The following is a 16651-nucleotide window of genomic DNA, read 5'->3' as shown; positions in this document are numbered from 1 at the left end:
TATGTTTCGGGCCACTCTACTTACCGCACCGGCTTCGGGGTCCGAGCGTTCGGATCGGCACCCGACGGCATCTGCGCTCCGTTGTTCGGAACGTCGGGCCGCGGCGCGTTCGCCGAACCACGAATCTGCTGGTCCGGAGGTGCGTTGGTGCAATAGTTGTACTTCGGGAACGAACCGTCGGTCACGACACTGGGTGCGACCGGCGCGTGCGAGTACTGGCAGAACGGGCGCGGCCAGATATCGAGGATCGTATAGAACTCTCCGTCGTGGGCCGGCACCCCCATGGCCGAACTACCGACGACCAGCGACGGGAACAGCGCCCGCAGTGCCGGCAGCCGCAGTTGCGCCGCCTTGGTGACGGCCACGAAGTTGGTCGCCAGGCTGGTGATCGGATCGGTGGTCTCGTCCAGTGTCGCGCCCAGCGACTTCATCTGCGCCGGGGCCTGGTCCAGCACCTTGCGGAGCTCGTCGTTGGCGTTGTTGAACTGGATGAACAACGTCGACGAGTTCTGGGTCAGGGTGCTCAGATCGGGCTGCGCGTTCGACGTGGTGGCCGCGATGGTCCGCAGGCTGGTGAGCAGATTGGTGGTCTGCGGCAGCAGATTGTCCAGACCGGCCGTCACCAGGCTCAGCGCATCGACCATGTCGCGCAGCTGATCCGGTCCGCCGCTGAGCGCGGTGTCGAATTCGGTGAGGATCGTGCTGAACCGGTCCGGGTCGATCTGATCGAAGAACCCGCTGGCGTTCTCCAGCACCGCCGACACCGGGGTCGGGGTCTGCACCTTCTGCGGATCGAACGGGATCACCGAACCGTCGGCGAGGTACGGGCCCTTGTCGGTTTCGGGTTGGAAGTCGATGTACTGCTCACCGGCGGCCGAGAGGGCGTGCACGACGACATGGGTGGCCTTCGGGATCTTGTACCGGGTGTCGATCTGGGCCTCGGCCGCGATCGAGGCGCCCCGATCCGCCAGCTTGATCGAATTCACCTTGCCGACGCGGAATCCGCGCAGGGTGACGTCGTTGCCCGGTTGCAGACCGCCGGAGCGGTCGAGTGCGACGGTGACCGTGTAGGTGCTGCGCAGCGGGTTGATGCGCATGACGTACACAGCCAGATACGTCGCACCCACGACGAACGCGATCACCAGTCCGATCGTGGACAGCAGCAGTTTGTGTCGCAGCAGCCAGCTCATCGGTGGCCCCCTGTCACTCGGCCGTAGACGATCTGCAGCACCTGGATCAAACTGCCCGCCATGTCCTGCAGATCGCGCAGATCCCAGAACTTGCTGTGCGGCGGATCGGTCAGCAGGCCGACGTCGAGCTGGGTCAGCGTCGCGGCGACGGCGAGGGTGTTGCCCTTGAACGAGGCGTCGACCTTCGGCCGGATCTCGTGCAGGGCGTCCAGCGCCGGGCCGAGGTCGTTACCGGCACGCGAGAGCGCGTCCATCAGCTTGTGCACATTCTCCAGCAGGCTCGCCAGCTGATCGTGGCTGGTCTCGGCGTAGTCGCCGAGCGCCGCGCTGGTGGTGGAGATCTTGCCGAGCAGATCGCCGATCTGCTTGTTGTTCTCCGCGATGGCGCCGATCATCTGCGGCAGCGAATCCGCCACCCGACCCAACTGGTCGTGGTTGGCCTCGATGGTGTTGGTCAGCGCGTCGAAGCCGTTGAGCGTGCTGTCGATGCGATCGCTGTTGGCGTGCAGCGTGGTGACCACACTCGTCATCTGCTTGATCAGGCTCGCGAGCTGCTCGGGCCGGCCGCCGACCACGGAATCCAGTTCCGAGGTCAGCTTGGTCAGCGCGGCCACGCCGCCGCCGTTGAACAGCATCGAGACCGAGAGCAGCAGTTCCTCGACGGTGGCGCCGGCCGAGGTGTGGTCGATGCCGATGGTGTCGCCGTCCTTCAGCATCGGCGTGGTCTCGTCGGACTTCGACTTCGACAGCGCCACGAAGACGTCGCCCAGCGGAGTGGCCTGGCGCAGTTCGGCGGTGGCATCGCGCGGCAGCGTGATGTCCTTGCGCACGTCCATGTCGACGATGGCCTGGTAGTTCTTGGTCGAGATGTGGGTGACCACACCGACATCGGAACCACCGATCTTGACCTTGGCCTGATCGGGCAGGTTGAGCGCGTTGGCGAAAATCGCGTGCAGGGTATAGGTCTCACCGGACTGCCCCGGTTTGGGCAGCGGCAGACTCTCCACGGTCAGACCGCAGCCGGAGGCCGCCACGGCCGCCGAGACGCCGAGGGCCAGCCAGGTGCGCCGCAGGCGCGTCGATGCCGTCATTTCGTCAGTCCCAACAGTGCGGCGGACAACCCGAGGTCGGGTCCGAAATCCTCGATCTTGCCGGTCCGGCAGCCGTCGGCCTTCATCTGGATGCGTTCACAGAACAGGCTGACGACCTCACCGGACAGTGCGGTGCCGAGCACCGCGTGCAGGCGGACGAAGCCGCGGTTGCGGTCCATCGAACGGTCCAGGTTCTGCAGCAGCAGCGGCGCCACGTCGACGGTCTCGATCACACCGGCCGCGTTCTGCCGCAGCTGGTCGGTGACCTTGGTGAGCCCGGTGAGGCTCTCCGACAGCTGGCTCTGATACTGGCTGAAGACGCCGCTGGTGTTGGCGAGGAAGTCGTTGAGCTGGTCCAGCGTGGCCTGCAGACCGGGCGCCTGCTCGGCCAGCAGCGCCGACATCTGGGTGACCTTGTTGCTGAAGTCGCGCACCGACTGGTCGTTGTCGGCCAGCATCGCGGTCAGCTCGTTGAGCTTGATGATGATGGTCGAGATGGCGTCCTTGTTGTCGACGCCGACCTTCAACGCCCCCGACAGCGCGTTGAGCGTGTCGCGGATCCGCTCGCCCTGGCCGTTGACCATGTCGTAGAGCAGCGTGCCCGACAGCGGACCCTGGGTCTGGCCGGGCGCCGGCTTCAGCGCGGCGGTGAACTGGTCGATGGTCTTGATCATCGTGTCCAGTTCGACCGGGGTGCGGGTCTGCTGCACGGTGAGGTGCGTGTTGTCCGGCAGCTTGGGCCCGCCGGTATAGCGCGGAGTCAGCTCGATGTGCCGGTTGGTCACGATCGAGGGCGAGACGATCGCCGCCGTCACATTCTTCGGGATGTCCACATCGTGGTTCACGGTCATGTGCACCTCGACGTACTCACCCTTGGGGATGATCTTGTCGACCTTGCCGACCTCGAGTCCCAGCACGGTGATCGGATTGCCCTCGAACACGCCGGCGATATTGCGGAAGTCGGCGGTGATGTGGGTCGAACCGCCCACCGCGTTCTGCACCGAACCGCAGCTGCCGGCCACCAGTACGGCCGCACCGATCGCGACCGTCCTCGCGGCGCGAGCCCGCCATGTATTCAGGGCGCGGTCCCGCCTTGTTTTCCGCATCATCCCTGGCACCCCTCGATCACTCGCGCGAAGCACAACCAGTTGTCCGGGAACAGCCACGGCACACCGACCTCACCGTAGGGGCCGTTGCCGAACACGTTGTTGAACTGCCGCAGCGACGCGGGCATGATCGTCAACAGTTTGTCCAGGTTGTCCTTGTTCTTCTGCAGACCCTGGGCCATCGTGTTCAGCTGTTCGATGGTCGGGCCGAGCTGGTTGTTGTTCTCCGCGCCGATCTGCTGCAGCTGCTTGGTCAGGGTCGCGGTGTTGTTCAGCAGTTGCTTCAGCAGCTCCTGACGTTCCATCACCCGGCTGGCGATGGCCTCGCCCTGCGTGATCACCAGCAGCACGCTGTTGCGGTTGTCGCCGAGGATCCGGGTGACCTTGTCCAGATCCTTGAGCAGACCGTCGACCTGGTCGCGCCGATCGTTGATGGTCTTGGCGAGCGCGCCGACGCTGTCGAGCGCCTGCGCGGTCAGCTGCGGGGAACCGTCGATCTGGTCACCGAGCACCTTCAGCGATTCGGCCAGCTTCTGGGTGTCGAGCGCCTCGAACTTCGGGGTGCCGATCTGCACCACATCGGCCAGGTCGTAGGGAACCTTGGTGTTGGACTTGTGAATCCGGTTGCCCGGCAAGCCTTTACCGTTGCCCGGGTCGAGATCGACAAAGCGCGCGCCCAGCAGCGTGGCCATCTTGATGGAGGCGCGGGCATCGGGGCCGAGCTTCACGTCGTTGTTCACGTGCAGGGTGATCAGCACGTGGTCACCCTCGAGCTTCGCCCCGGCGACCGTACCCACCGGCACACCGGCGACGTTCACCTTGTCACCGGTCTGGACGCCGGCGGTCTGCACGAACTCCGCCTGTACGTCCTTGGTGCCGACGCCCAGCTTCTTGTAACCGCTCGAGACCACCAGCAGCACCACGATGAGGACGGCGCCGATGACGCCGAGCCAGAAGAAGCGGTTGCCCTGGAAGCGATTCTTGATTCGCGTACCGAATGTCGTCATGGGCGGCACACCGCCGAGTGGTTGGGTCCACCGATCTGGCTGACCAGACCTCGCGGCAACAGCACCCCGTACAGCGAGACGTCCAGCGTGCACAGGTAGGCGTTGGCATAGGCGCCGTCGGAGCTGAACTTGCCCACATCGGCCAGGATGCCCGGCAGGTCGATCGCGGCCTGATCCAGTTTGGCGCCGTTGTTGATCAGCATGGTCAGCGCGTCGGTGGACGAGTTCTGCGCGGCCGTGATCTTCGGCTGCACCTGATCGACCATGTTCACCAGGGAGCTGGTGGCATTCGCGATCTGGAGGGTCGAAGCCTGCAGGGACTGCCCCTGCTCGTAGAGCCCGCCGATCAGCGCACGGGTCTGGGTCACCAGAGTCTCCAATTCGTCACCTCGTTTCGCCAGTCCCGACATCACGCCCGACAGTTTGGTGATCACGTCGGCCAGGATGACATCGCGTCGCTGGAAGTCACCGGCCAGTGCGGCGGCCTGGGTGATGAACGAGCTCAGCGAGACACCGTCGCCCTGCAACGCCTGGATGAAGGTGTTGGTCAGGTCGTTGACCTGCTGGGGCTGCAGGGTTTCGAACAGCGGCTGAAAACCGTTGAGCAGACCCGAGATATCGAACGAGGGTTCGGTGCGCTCGACCGGGATGGTCGCGTTGTTGCGCAGCGCCCCATTGTCGCCCTTGTTGCCCGGCGCCAGCGCCACATAGCGCTGGCCGATCAGATTCTGGTAGCGGACAAGGGCTTTGGTGTTGCCGTACACGGTCTGATCGGTCTGCACGATGAACGACACCTTGGCCTGGTGCTGCCCCTCGACCTCGATCTTGGTGACCTTGCCGACGCGCACGCCGGCCATCCGGACGTCGTCGCCCTCACGCAGGCCCAGCACATCGGTGAAGATCGCCGAGTAACTGTGGGTGGAACCGTTCACGGTGCGCGCCAGCGTATTCCAGATGACCACGGTCACCAGGACCGAGACGATGGCGAAGATACCGAACCCGATCAGCGGTTTGCGAATTCCTCTCATCAGCTGGCACCGCTTTCGGAAACTTGCAAGGTTCCACCCCTCAGGATCGAGCTCAGCAGCAGATATTCGGCAGTCGTCGGATCCCGGCCGAGCAGCGCGCTCATCGCGTCGCGTCCGGTGTAATAGGCGATCGGCCCCGCGGTGGGCTTCTGCCCGTCCGCGGCCGGAGCAGCGGCCGGAGCCGGCTGCGGCGCGGGGGCCGCCGGCGCACCCGGCAGGCCGGGCAGCTGCGGGAACAGACCTTCCAGCGGAGTTCCGGCGAACGGGTTGCCCGGCTTGGGCGCCTGCTGCGGCGCGGCCGTCTGCGCGGTGTCACCGGTGGTGACGCCCGGGATGGCGGGCAGGCCCGGCATCGGCGGCAGCTTCGGCAGTCCCTGCGACGCGTCCAGCGTGCGCGGCTTCAGGGCCGGCGTCGGCGGGCCGATATCGGCGACCACCGGGGCGGTGCCACAGCTCGGCGCCGCCATGTCGCCGTAGCGCGGGCAGTCGGACCGGTCGTACGGCTTGTACGGCGTGAAGGTCAGCCCCGCGTTCCAGATCATCTGCTGCTGCGGACCCCAGTGGAAGGTCGAGCTCAGCTTGCGAACCGATGCGTTCAGGTTCGCGATGGCCTGCGGGATCGCGTCGGGGTCCTCGGTGAGCGCACCGAACATGTCGCCGGTGCCCGAGGTCAGCTGCTTGCCGACGTCGGGGTTGCGGGCGAACAGGTTGTTGACCTTGTCGATGGTCGCCGAGGTGCCGGTGATGAGGCCGGCCAGTTCGCTGCGCTTGTCGGCGATGGTCTGCGCGGTCTTGACCGATTCCGACAGCGTCGTCATCAGATCCGGCGCGGACTGGTTGAGCGCGTGGAACGAGGCGGAGAAGTTGTTCAGCGTGCCCTCCGGATCCGGCACCGCGGCCCGGACCTGGGTGAACCAGTTGTTCAGCCGCTCGACGGTGGAACCCGGGACCCGGCCGCTGCCGTCCAGCGCATACGACAGGGTGCTCAGCACGCGGCCCAGCTGCATGGGGTCGATCTTGTTCAGGATCGTGCGGACCGTGGTGAGCGTGTCCTGCAGCGCGATGGTGCCCTGGCTGTGGTCCTCGGGGATCTGCGAACCGGCCTTCAGCGAGGCGTTGTCGGGACCGTTGTAGACCAGTTCGACCGAGGTGACGGCGAACAGGTTGCTGGGGACGACGCGGGCGGTGACATTGGCCGGGATATCGGAGATGTAGTCCGGCTTCATATTGATGTGCACCTGCTGCAGCTCGCCCTTGGCGGCCACCGACACTTCCTCGACCGCGCCCACCAGCACGCCGCGGAACTTCACGTCGGCCTGCGCGGGCAGTCCGTCACCGGTGGTGGTCAGGTTGGCGGTGACCTCCACCTTGGGGTTCAGGATGTAGCCCTTGTAGCGGGCCATCAGCAGGGTCAGCGCCGCGGCGATGACGACGATTCCGCAGACGCCCGCGATGAGCAGCTGCCGCATCGTCGGTCCGCGGCCACTCGGATCGATGATCATATTCAGGCCCCTGTGTCCATGCGGGACACCCGCACCCGGTCGGCCCGGTGAACGGGCTTCGCATTGTGATTCACCAGTCCTCCTATCCCGAGATCCTGATGCCCGGGTTCACGCCCCAGATCGCCAGCGTCATGAACAGGTCGGCGAAGACGACCGCGATGATGCAGAGCTTGATCGCCCGGCCCGCGGCCACACCGACACCCTCCGGACCGCCCGAGGCGAAGAAGCCGTAGTAGCACTGGATGAAGGTCGTGATCGCCACGAAGAGAATGGCTTTCAGCAACGACCACAGCACGTCGTGCGGTACCAGGAATTGATAGAAGTAGTGCTGGAAGGTGCCCGAAGCCGTGCCGCCGATGAACCCGACCGTGATGGAGCACGACAGGTAGGCGACCGGCAGCGCCAGGCAGTAGAGGGGCACGATCGCGATCATCGCGGCGATCATCCGGGTGCTGACCAGATAGGGCAGCGGCCGGATCGCCTGCGACTCCAGCGCGTCGATCTCCTCGGCGATGCGCATCGAACCCAGCTGGGCGGTGAAGCGGCAGCCTGCCTGTGCGGCGAAGGCGAGGGTGGCGAGCATGGGCCCGAGTTCACGGGTGGTCGCGAAGGCGGAGATCGCACCGGTCAGCGGGCTCAAACCGAGCAGGTTCAGCGAGGTGTAGCCCTGGATGGCGACGGTCATACCGCCGAAGGCACTGAGGATCAGGACCACGCCGATGGTGCCACCACCGACGATCAGACTGCCGTTACCCCAGGTGACGTCCGAGAGCAGCCGCCACACTTCCTTCGGATAGTGCTTGAGCGCCAACGGCATCGAGCCGATCGAGCGCAGGAAGAAGAAGACTTGGTGACCGACCCGCGCGAGCCAGTCTCGCGGGGCACCGGCGGAACTGCGGATCCGCTGCAGAGGCCGCAGTAGCGGCGGAACATAAGTTGACGACACCGGCTCAAACCATCTGTGGGGGGAACAGGGCGTTGTAGATCTGCGTGATGATCAGATTCGTGCCGAACAGCATCAGCGCGGACAACACCACGGCGGTGTTGACCGAGTTCGCGACACCGCCCGGGCCGCCGCGGGTGTTCAAACCCGAATCACACGCGATGATCGCGGCCAGCAGGCCGAAGATCAGGGATTTGATCAACGCCACCAGCAAATCGCTGGTCACCGCGAACGACGCGAACGTGCCGATATAGGAGCCGGGGGTGCCGTTCTGGGCGAAGATGTTGAAGATGTAGCCGGTCAGGAAGCCGACGAAGATCACGAAGCCGCACAGCAGCACCGACACCAGCATGGCGGCGCCGAGCCGGGGAGCCACGAGCCGGCGCATCGGGTCGACGCCCATGACCTTCATGGCGTCGATTTCCTCGCGGATGGTGCGGGAGCCGAGGTCGGCGCAGATCGCCGAGCCGACGGCGCCGGCGATCATCAGCGAGGTGACCAGCGGCGCGCCCTGCTGAATGATGCCCAGCCCGTTGGCCGCGCCGATGAACGAGGTGGCGCCGACCTGCTGCGCGACCGAACCCACCTGAATCGAGACGATGACACCGATCGGAATTGCGACCAGCAAGGTGGGCGCGGCGGCGACGCTGGCCATGAATGCGCACTGCCGGACGAATTCACCGAACGGGAAGCGCCGGCGGAAGATGGCGACGAACAGTTCCGCGACCGCGGAGAAGCCCATCGTGATCTGTCGGCCGAAGGTCTCGAGGGACCGCTTGGGGTGATCCTGCCAGTACGCCTTCGTCCAGTCCGCCGCGGCACTCATTCTCGATGGTGAACTAATTGCCCCCGACCCGTCCGGACCGTTGGTGACTTGCACTGGCTACCCCTCTCGACGCCGGTTACCCGCCCCGACGACTGTTTCGCTTGAGGCACCTTACTACGGAGTTAGGAAAAACACAGCACAAAGTGTGGCTGTGGTCATAGACCCAGATCACGTTGGTTCCGGGCCTGTGATCGGGCCCACCCGACTGGTATCGATCACAATGAACACGACCATTTCCTAGAACAGGTTCTAGTTTTCTGATCGAATGTCCAACTCGCGATCCGATACCCCTTTTATCGGATTGAAATTCTCGTTATTAAGATTTGCCCAGAATACTGACGAAAGCCTATAGCGAGTGCCCGCGAAACAGCGGTCGTCGTGAGCAGGTGTCGCATCTCGTCGGCCTCGTACGTGTCGTCGCGCGGCCACGGCATCGATCCAGCAAACTGCATGGGCATACCGGGCGCACTCGGACCCGAGAACTGCAAGGATGTAGTACGACAAGGCTGATATCGTGCGGACTTCCGACGTCTGGAGGGAAATGTTCAACACACTCGTCAGGGCGGCTCATGCCGCCTTCGCCGTTGCTCTGGGCGCGGCGCTGCTCGGGACGGGCGCGGGGGTCGCGCAAGCCGGTCCCGGATCGCCGGTGATCGGCGGCGGCTCCGGAATCATCATCGACAACCAGTTCGAGTGCACCATCACGACCATCGGCCACGACGCCGGTGGCCGCCTGGTGGGCCTGACCGCCGGTCACTGCGGCGAGGCCGGCTCGGAGGTGTGGTCCGAACAGGACCGCGGCGCCGGCGTGATCGGACACTTCGTCTATTCCAATCACGACCTGGACTATGCGGTCATCCAATTCGATCCGGGCCATGTCACTCCGGTCAATCGGATCGGCAACGTGACGATCACCAACGTCGGGGCACCGGCCCAGTTCCCCGCCATCGTCTGCAAGGAAGGCCGGACCACCGGTAATACCTGCGGCCTGGCCTTCGGCGACGTCTTCCAGACCGACGAGACGTGGGCCGAGATGTGTGTCGTCGAGGGTGACTCCGGCGCCCCCGTCGTGATCGGCTCCACCCTGGTCGGCATGGTGAACGCCTACCTGGCGGTGGCCTGCTTCGGGCCCGAGGTGGGCACCAACATGTCGGCGATCGTCAACGACATGAATGGGCGTGGTGGCCCGGGGGCGGGCTACGCGCCGATCTGATCGGCGGCACGACAATCCTTGTAACGGGCGGCGATTCGGGTATCACATCCGAGTCGCCGCCCGTTTTCCGTGCCCGGGGCGGGGCCGGGCGCGCGGCGCGGATCGGGTCGGCCGCCGCGGGTCCGGTTATGGTGAGGGTTGCCGGCCCGAAAGGAGCACTCCGTGAAGGTGACGAGCGCGATCACAGGTTGGGCCGTCGCGGCCGGGGCCGTAGTGTGCTGGGCCACCGGCACCGCATCGGCAACCACCGTGCACTGCGATGCCGACCGCAACCGCGATATCACGATCATCGCCGGTACCACGGCATGCCGTGCGACGGGCGACGATTCCGGACAGGCCCGGTCGGCGGGAATCGACGGCGTCGGTTATGCCAAGGCAACCGCCGGTGCGATCGCCCTCGGCCTGGGCGCCGGCGGCGGGATCGGGGCCAGCGAGGGTGCGGCCGGACTGCCGGTCGCGGTCGGGATGGGGCCCGACGCCTTCGCCTTCACCTCCCTCGCTCCGGAGCAAGTTCCCGGCCGGATCGGGCTCTCCTTCGCGATGAACGGTTCACAGGCGCAGGTGGTCTCGGGCGAGCGCAGCACCGTCTGCCTCGGCTCGGCGGCGCTGGCCTGGGATTCGCGCACCGGCGCGATCTGTCTCGCGACACCGTTCGGGTTGTGGCAGGTCCCGGCAGCGCACTGAGCACGGCTGCGGAGCTCACCTACCCTGGCAAGTAGGCGTAACGACGCCGCGACGATGCGGCGGCAGGAGGTCGGCACAGGTGGATTCGGCACGTTCGCGGCAGGCAGCCGAGGTGGAAGCGGCGCAGGTGGCGGGGTCCGCCGATACCGACGACGCACCGCAGATGGTCATCGACCCACGATTCGTGCCGGTCGTGCACCATTTCTTCCGGCTGTTCCCACGACCCAACCGGGGCGGCGGCGCATTCGCGGTCTTCCTGCACGGGCGGCCCGTCGTGGATGTGTGGGCGGGCTGGGCGGCGCCGGATAAGCGCTGGCAGTCCGACACGGTGGCCTTGAGTTTCTCCACCGGTAAGGGTGTGGTCACCACGGTGCTGCATCGAATCGCCGAACGCGGACTGGTCGACTACGACGCTCCGGTGGCCGAATACTGGCCGGAATTCGCCGCGAACGGCAAACAGGACATCACCGTCCGTGAGGTGCTCTCCCATCGCGCGGGACTGCACAAGGTGCGCGGCCTGGCGACCGATCCCGACGGCATTCTCGACTACGACGCGATGATCGCGGCGCTGGCTGCCGCAGAACCGGATCCGCGGCGGTTGCAGGGGTCGGGATATCACGCGGTGACCTTCGGCTGGCTGGTCGCCGAAATCGTGCAGCGGGCGACCGGCGAGCCGTTCACCGAGGTGTTGCGGCACGAGATCGCCGAACCGCTGCAGACCGAGGAGTTCTGGTACCGGGTGCCCGAATCCGAGCGATACCGCATCGCCCGCACCTTCCCGCGGTTGCGTATTCCCGGGCTGCGCTGGGATACCGCCTCGAAGGTGATCGCCCGCAGCCGCACGGTCGGTGCGATCGCCGAGGCCGGGATGCCGGCCGGCTTCGATGTCCTGGTCGGCGATCCGCGCGTGCACGACGCGGTGATGCCCGGCTTCAACGGGGTGTTCTCCGCTCGTGCCCTGGCCCGGATGTACGGCGCCCTGGCGAACGAGGGCCGGGTGCTGCTGCCGGATCGGACCTGGAGCGAACCGCTGCTGCGCCCGGAAACCATCGAGAACATCAATCATGTGCAGCGCAGCGAACATCGCGACTACGTCATCGGCGTACCCGTGCCGTTCACGCTGGGATACCACCGGCCGCCGATCGCCTCGCGGCGCCCACTGCGCCGGGCGTTCGGCCATTACGGCGTCGGTGGTTCCGGTGCGTTCGCCGATCCGGAATCGGGCATGTCGGTCGCCTTCGTCACCAATCGCCTGGGCAATTCGCTGAACACGATCGGCGACGGCCGGCTGGCCCGATTGGCCGCGGAGGCCCGCGCGGCACTCGGCTGACGGCGCGCGGACCGCGTCGAACCCGGACCGTGGCTGCGTCGTGTGCTGGGTATGCGCGCAGCAACGGCAGGCCGGCATCGCACTCCGCAGATTTCCGGCGAACGGCCCGCACCCCGGCCACCGCGGTGGGTCGCGGCGCACGCGCTGGCGGCCGGAATCGATTTCGATCGGTACTTCCGGCTGCGCCGCGCGCGCGACGGTGATCCGTTTCTGGTCCGCTTCCCGGGATTCGGCGCGGTATTGTTCACGGGGACGCCGGCCGGCACGAAGGAATTTCTCCGCTCGCCGATCGGAATTCTGCATCCGCCGCAACCGAATCCCATTGAACCGCTTATCGGTTCGGCCTCATTGATACTCGCTCGTGATCAGCGTCATCGCAGTGATCGCACGGTGCTGACGCCCGCATTTCATCGCGCCCGAATTGCGCAGTACGGCACGGTAATTCGAGACAGCACCCGAGACGAACTCGCCGGCGCCGGCGCCGGTCCCGCATGGCTGCCGGGAACGGTGATCGATGCGCGGGTGGCGGCGCGGGCGCTGACGCTACGGGTGATCCTCACGCTGATCTTCGGCGCCGACGAGCCGCGCCGGCGCGCCACCTACACCGCCGCGGTCGGCGACTTCCTCACCGCCTTCACCGGACCGCTGATGCTCGTTCCCGCGTTGCGGCGCAGCGCATTCGGCCTGTCCCCGTGGGACAGATTCACGCGGGCGCGCACCCGGCTGGACGCGCTGCTCGACGCCGATATCACCGCACGGAGGGTCTCCGGCACGCCCGGTGACGGTGCGCTCGGCGTGCTGTCGACCGCTCGCTACGAGGACGGCAGCGGGGTGAGCGATGCCGATCTGCGCGAACAACTGCGCACGCTGCTGGTGGCCGGTCACGAGACCACGGCCACGAGTCTGGTGTGGGCGCTGTTCCGATTGCACCGCGACCCCGGCGCACTGGCCCGGCTGCGCGCCGAGGTGAGTGCCGCGGGGCCCGACGCCGAGCCCGAGGAGCTGGCCGGGCTGCCGTATCTGAATGCGGTGTGCCAGGAGACTTTGCGACTGCATCCGCCGGTGCCGATCGTGCTGCGGCGGCTCACCGGACCGCACACGGTATGCGGGGTGGAGTTGGCCGAGGGGGACACGATGGGTGTCGCGATCCCGCTCGTGCACTCCGATCCCGGCACCTGGGACGAGCCCGAGCGGTTCCGGCCGGAGCGGTTCCTCGACCGCCGCTACGGACCGTTCGAATACCTGCCCTACGGCGGCGGCCATCGCCGCTGTCTCGGCGCCACCCTGGCCGACTACGAGTTGCGAATCGCGCTCGCCACCATCGTGAGTCGGGTCGAGTTGTCGCTGCTCCCACGCTATCGTCGTGGCCGAATTCCGCGCTCGGTACCGCACAACATCGCGACCGGTCCGCATCGCGGGATTCGCTTCACGGTGGAGGGAATCCGCCACCTATGAAGTGATTTGCCTCACAATGAGGTTTGCTGGGTATCGATCCGGCTCTTGTCCACCCGCCCGGACCTCGAACCCGACTCGCCGATGCGAACGGGACTTTCACCCTGTCACCACTACGCCACTTTCCCGTGGTGACGGATCACACAGGTGCGGTGCGGACTTCATAACTGGCGGAACGCAATTGGCCGATGCCCGCGAGAGATGTAGTAATGGATGCGGGCCGGGGCCTGATAGACCGTTCGCGCACCCGCGCGCGAATATTCCTGTGCGCCGTGGCGCGCGATCTAGGTGGGAGAGGACGAAACGGCTGTGCGCACCACAACCTGTCGGAAGCCCGTTCGGGACGAGACCAGCCTGTCCAAGCGGACCGGCCTGTTAGCCCTCGCGGCAACCTCCCTGGCGGTGACCGCCGCCGGTGCCATCGCCATGGCGCCCGCCTCGGCAGCGCCGCTGTGGCCCGGTGGGCCCGATGTCCCCGGCGCTCCGGCCGTCGTGCAGGCGCCGCAGCCCGAACCCGGTGCCGCGCCGGTGAAAAACCCGCCGCCGCTGCCGCAGGCGAATTTCGCCGCGCCGAGCATCAGCCCGGGCGACGGCGACGTGGTCGGCGTCGCGCAGCCCATCATCATCAACTTCAAGGATCCTGTCGGCGACCACGCCGCGGCGGAGAAGGCCATCCGGATCACCTCCAGCAATGCCACCCACGGCCACTTCTACTGGCGCGGTGACAAGCAGGTGCGGTGGCGGCCGGAGGAGTTCTGGCCCGCCAAATCCGACATCACCGTCGAGGCCGGCGGCACCAAGGTCGCCTACAAGGTGGGCGATGCGGTCGTCGCCACCGCCGACGACGCGACCCACATGATCACCGTCACCCGCAACGGCGAGGTCATCAAGACCATGCCGACCTCGATGGGCAAGAAGGATCACGAAACCCCCAACGGCACCTACTACGTCGGGGAGAAGAACCGGAAGATGATCATGGACTCCTCGACCTACGGGGTTCCGATCACCGATCCGCAGGGCTACAAGCTCGAGGTCGAGTACGCGACCCGGCTGTCCAACAGCGGCATCTTCGTCCACGCCGCCCCGTGGTCGCTCGCCCAGCAGGGTGTGTCCGACTCCAGCCACGGCTGCCTGAACGTCAGCACCGAGGACGCCCAGTGGTTCTTCGAGAACGCGCAGAAGGGTGATCCCGTGGTGGTGACGAACTCCACCGGAAACCTCAGCGCCGGTGACGGTATGGGCGACTGGAGCTAGGCTCCTCCGCCTCTCCGCGTATTTCGCGGGCCGTGATGCCATGTTCGGGTGGTGACGGCGTGCTCGGGGTTCGGCGGAAATGGCGGCCGTCGCGGCGTCGGACTTCTAGGATCTGCTCATGGCCGGGGTGTCCGAGAATGATCATCCGACGCCCGGTCGAGAGTTCAGGCGTTCGGTGCCCGGGGTTCTCCGGGCGTTCGCTGGGGGCGGGCAGACTGCGGCGGTGCGGAGCCGGCCGGAGCGAGTGTTGCCGCAGAACCGGGGACGGCGGCGGCCGTGGGGGGACTACGGGCTGTTCTTCGTGCTGGTCGTGCCGAACTTGGTGCTGCTCGGGCTGTTCGTCTATCGGCCGCTGATCGACAACATCCGGCTGTCGTTCACCGATTGGAATCTCGCCGAACCGTTCGCGCACTTCGTCGGAGTGCGTAACTACCGCGAGTGGTGGACGCGAGCGGACACCTGGCAGATCGTCGGCAATACCGTGATCTTCACCGTCTTCGCGGTCGGCGGCAGTATGGTGCTGGGTCTCGCGCTGGCGCTACTGCTCGATCGGAAACTGTTCGGCCGCAACGTGGTTCGCTCGGTGATCTTCGCCCCGTTCGTGATCTCCGGCGCGGCGATCGGGGTGGCGTTCCAGTTCATCTTCGATCCGGGCTTCGGCCTGGTGCAGGATCTGCTGCACCGCATCGGCATCACGAATGTGCCGGATTTCTACCAGGAACCGCACTGGGCGCTGTTCATGGTGACGGTGACCTACATCTGGAAGAACCTGGGCTACACCTTCGTCATCTACCTGGCCGCGCTGCAGGGTGTCCAGCGTGACCTGTTGGAGGCTGCCGCGATCGACGGCGCCGGACGGTGGACCACCTTCACCCGCGTCCTGCTGCCGCAGCTGCGGCCCACCACATTTTTCCTGTCGATCACGGTCATGCTGAATTCGCTGCAGGTGTTCGACATCATCAACGTGATGACGCGCGGCGGGCCGCTGGGCACCGGTACGACGACCATGGTCTATCAGGTCTACCAGGAAAGCTTCCGCAATTTCCGCGCCGGATACGGCGCGACGGTCGCGACGATCATGTTCGTGGTGCTGCTGATCATCACGCTGGTCCAGGTGCGAGTGATGGATCGAGACGAATGACGAGCACGACGGTAGCGCCGGCCACCCGCGGTCGGCAGCGGAAACGCCTGCTGGCCACGGTTTTCGGCTACGCGGCGATGATGTGTGTGCTGATCGTCGTCGGGGTGCCGCTGTTCTGGATTCTGATCACCTCGTTCAAGGCGCGGCCCGATATCTACACCCAGCCGGCGGTATGGTGGCCGCGTAGCTGGCATCCGGAGAACTACCGCGAGGCCACGACCACGCTGCCGTTCTGGACCTTCCTCCGCAACTCGCTCATCGTCACCACCGTCGTCTCCGCGGTCAAATTCGCGCTGGGCGTATTCAGCGCCTACGGCCTCGTCTTCCTGCGCTTTCCGGGGAAGACGCTGATCTTCCTGGCGATCATCGCCGCGCTCATGGTGCCCAATCAGATCACCGTGATCTCCAACTACGCGCTGATCGCCCAGCTGGGTTGGCGCAATACGCTGCTGGGCATCATCGTGCCGCTGTGCGGGGTGGCATTCGGCACCTTCCTGATGCGTAATCACTTTCTGTCCCTGCCGGTTTCGGTGATCGAGGCGGCGCGCGTCGACGGTGCGAACTGGTGGCAGCTGCTGATCCGGGTGGTACTGCCGATGTCCGGCCCGACGATGGTGGCTTTCGCGGTGGTCACGCTCGTCAACGAATGGAACGAATATCTGTGGCCGTTCCTGATGGCCGACGACTCCGGTGTCGCGACCCTGCCCGTCGGATTGACGCTGCTGCAGAACACCGAAAATCCCAGCGTCACCAACTGGGGTCCGGTGATGGCCGGAACCCTGCTGACCATGCTGCCGATTCTGGTGGTGTTCGTACTGCTGCAGCGGCACATGATCAAGGGCCTCACCACCGGTGCCGTCAAAGGATGATTCGCTCGAGGAGAG

At 66.1% G+C, this 16651-nt stretch carries 15 protein-coding genes; 7 read left to right on the top strand and 8 right to left on the bottom strand.

What is annotated here, in order from left to right; translation table 11 throughout:
• Nucleotides 1-20 precede the first annotated feature (20 nt).
• From NK1_RS13540 to NK1_RS13505, 8 genes are all read right to left on the bottom strand, one after another.
• Nucleotides 21-1190 carry an MlaD family protein gene (locus NK1_RS13540; protein WP_063008870.1) on the bottom strand — a complete coding sequence of 390 codons (1170 nt, stop codon included), beginning with the start codon at nt 1188-1190 and terminating at the stop codon, nt 21-23.
• Nucleotides 1187-2281, bottom strand: a complete 1095-nt coding sequence (locus tag NK1_RS13535) for an MCE family protein (RefSeq protein ID WP_063008869.1) — start codon at nt 2279-2281, stop codon at nt 1187-1189. Before NK1_RS13535 ends, NK1_RS13540 begins: the two co-directional genes overlap by 4 nt.
• A complete protein-coding gene (locus NK1_RS13530; RefSeq protein ID WP_245660475.1) occupies nt 2278-3390 on the bottom strand; it encodes an MCE family protein in 1113 nt (370 codons plus the stop codon). The genes NK1_RS13535 and NK1_RS13530 overlap by 4 nt, the downstream gene beginning before the upstream one ends.
• A complete protein-coding gene (locus NK1_RS13525; RefSeq protein ID WP_063008868.1) occupies nt 3387-4394 on the bottom strand; it encodes an MCE family protein in 1008 nt (335 codons plus the stop codon). The genes NK1_RS13530 and NK1_RS13525 overlap by 4 nt, the downstream gene beginning before the upstream one ends.
• On the bottom strand, nt 4391-5422 hold the full coding sequence (locus NK1_RS13520) for an MCE family protein (protein WP_063008867.1): 1032 nt from the start codon (nt 5420-5422) through the stop codon (nt 4391-4393). The genes NK1_RS13525 and NK1_RS13520 overlap by 4 nt, the downstream gene beginning before the upstream one ends.
• On the bottom strand, nt 5422-6924 hold the full coding sequence (locus tag NK1_RS13515; protein ID WP_063008866.1) for an MlaD family protein: 1503 nt from the start codon (nt 6922-6924) through the stop codon (nt 5422-5424). Before NK1_RS13515 ends, NK1_RS13520 begins: the two co-directional genes overlap by 1 nt.
• An 82-nt stretch (nt 6925-7006) precedes the next feature.
• Nucleotides 7007-7870, bottom strand: a complete 864-nt coding sequence (locus tag NK1_RS13510; protein WP_030514081.1) for an ABC transporter permease — start codon at nt 7868-7870, stop codon at nt 7007-7009.
• A 4-nt stretch (nt 7871-7874) separates the two neighbouring features.
• A complete protein-coding gene (locus NK1_RS13505) occupies nt 7875-8693 on the bottom strand; it encodes an MlaE family ABC transporter permease (protein ID WP_030514080.1) in 819 nt (272 codons plus the stop codon).
• 541 nt (nt 8694-9234) lie between these two features.
• Between NK1_RS13505 and NK1_RS13500 the strand changes: the two genes are divergently transcribed.
• From NK1_RS13500 to NK1_RS13470, 7 genes are all read left to right on the top strand, one after another.
• Entirely contained in the window at nt 9235-9906 is a 672-nt protein-coding gene (locus NK1_RS13500) for a chymotrypsin family serine protease (protein ID WP_063008865.1), read from the top strand.
• A 162-nt stretch (nt 9907-10068) separates the two neighbouring features.
• On the top strand, nt 10069-10590 hold the full coding sequence (locus NK1_RS13495) for a DUF6764 family protein (protein ID WP_063008864.1): 522 nt from the start codon (nt 10069-10071) through the stop codon (nt 10588-10590).
• Between the two features lie 163 nt (nt 10591-10753).
• Nucleotides 10754-11920 carry a serine hydrolase domain-containing protein gene (locus tag NK1_RS13490; protein ID WP_063008937.1) on the top strand — a complete coding sequence of 389 codons (1167 nt, stop codon included), beginning with the start codon at nt 10754-10756 and terminating at the stop codon, nt 11918-11920.
• Between the two features lie 51 nt (nt 11921-11971).
• Nucleotides 11972-13375 (top strand): cytochrome P450, encoded by a 1404-nt coding sequence (locus NK1_RS13485; protein WP_084460888.1) that lies wholly within the window; start codon nt 11972-11974, stop codon nt 13373-13375.
• A 351-nt stretch (nt 13376-13726) separates the two neighbouring features.
• Nucleotides 13727-14626 carry a L,D-transpeptidase gene (locus NK1_RS13480; RefSeq protein WP_063008935.1) on the top strand — a complete coding sequence of 300 codons (900 nt, stop codon included), beginning with the start codon at nt 13727-13729 and terminating at the stop codon, nt 14624-14626.
• A gap of 223 nt (nt 14627-14849) precedes the next feature.
• Nucleotides 14850-15767, top strand: a complete 918-nt coding sequence (locus NK1_RS13475; RefSeq protein WP_036507390.1) for a carbohydrate ABC transporter permease — start codon at nt 14850-14852, stop codon at nt 15765-15767.
• On the top strand, nt 15764-16636 hold the full coding sequence (locus NK1_RS13470; protein WP_063008863.1) for a carbohydrate ABC transporter permease: 873 nt from the start codon (nt 15764-15766) through the stop codon (nt 16634-16636). The genes NK1_RS13475 and NK1_RS13470 overlap by 4 nt, the downstream gene beginning before the upstream one ends.
• The last annotated feature ends 15 nt before the right edge of the window (nt 16637-16651 follow it).

Source organism: Nocardia kruczakiae NBRC 101016, from assembly GCF_001612965.1.
Taxonomy (GTDB): Bacteria; Actinomycetota; Actinomycetes; order Mycobacteriales; family Mycobacteriaceae; genus Nocardia; species Nocardia kruczakiae.
The sequence above is the reverse complement of the archived record's forward strand: the minus strand, read 5'-3'. Positions and strand labels throughout refer to the sequence as shown.

What these genes read in the sequence shown, in the direction of transcription:
- NK1_RS13485 (WP_084460888.1), top strand. Translation starts at nt 11,972, where the DNA reads ATGCGCGCAGCAACGGCAGGCCGGCATCGCACTCCGCAGATTTCCGGC.
- NK1_RS13500 (WP_063008865.1), top strand. Translation starts at nt 9,235, where the DNA reads ATGTTCAACACACTCGTCAGGGCGGCTCATGCCGCCTTCGCCGTTGCT.
- NK1_RS13470 (WP_063008863.1), top strand. Translation starts at nt 15,764, where the DNA reads ATGACGAGCACGACGGTAGCGCCGGCCACCCGCGGTCGGCAGCGGAAA.
- NK1_RS13505 (WP_030514080.1), bottom strand. Translation starts at nt 8,693, where the DNA reads ATGAGTGCCGCGGCGGACTGGACGAAGGCGTACTGGCAGGATCACCCC.
- NK1_RS13525 (WP_063008868.1), bottom strand. Translation starts at nt 4,394, where the DNA reads ATGACGACATTCGGTACGCGAATCAAGAATCGCTTCCAGGGCAACCGC.
- NK1_RS13530 (WP_245660475.1), bottom strand. Translation starts at nt 3,390, where the DNA reads ATGATGCGGAAAACAAGGCGGGACCGCGCCCTGAATACATGGCGGGCT.
- NK1_RS13490 (WP_063008937.1), top strand. Translation starts at nt 10,754, where the DNA reads ATGGTCATCGACCCACGATTCGTGCCGGTCGTGCACCATTTCTTCCGG.
- NK1_RS13540 (WP_063008870.1), bottom strand. Translation starts at nt 1,190, where the DNA reads ATGAGCTGGCTGCTGCGACACAAACTGCTGCTGTCCACGATCGGACTG.
- NK1_RS13535 (WP_063008869.1), bottom strand. Translation starts at nt 2,281, where the DNA reads ATGACGGCATCGACGCGCCTGCGGCGCACCTGGCTGGCCCTCGGCGTC.
- NK1_RS13520 (WP_063008867.1), bottom strand. Translation starts at nt 5,422, where the DNA reads ATGAGAGGAATTCGCAAACCGCTGATCGGGTTCGGTATCTTCGCCATC.
- NK1_RS13515 (WP_063008866.1), bottom strand. Translation starts at nt 6,924, where the DNA reads ATGATCATCGATCCGAGTGGCCGCGGACCGACGATGCGGCAGCTGCTC.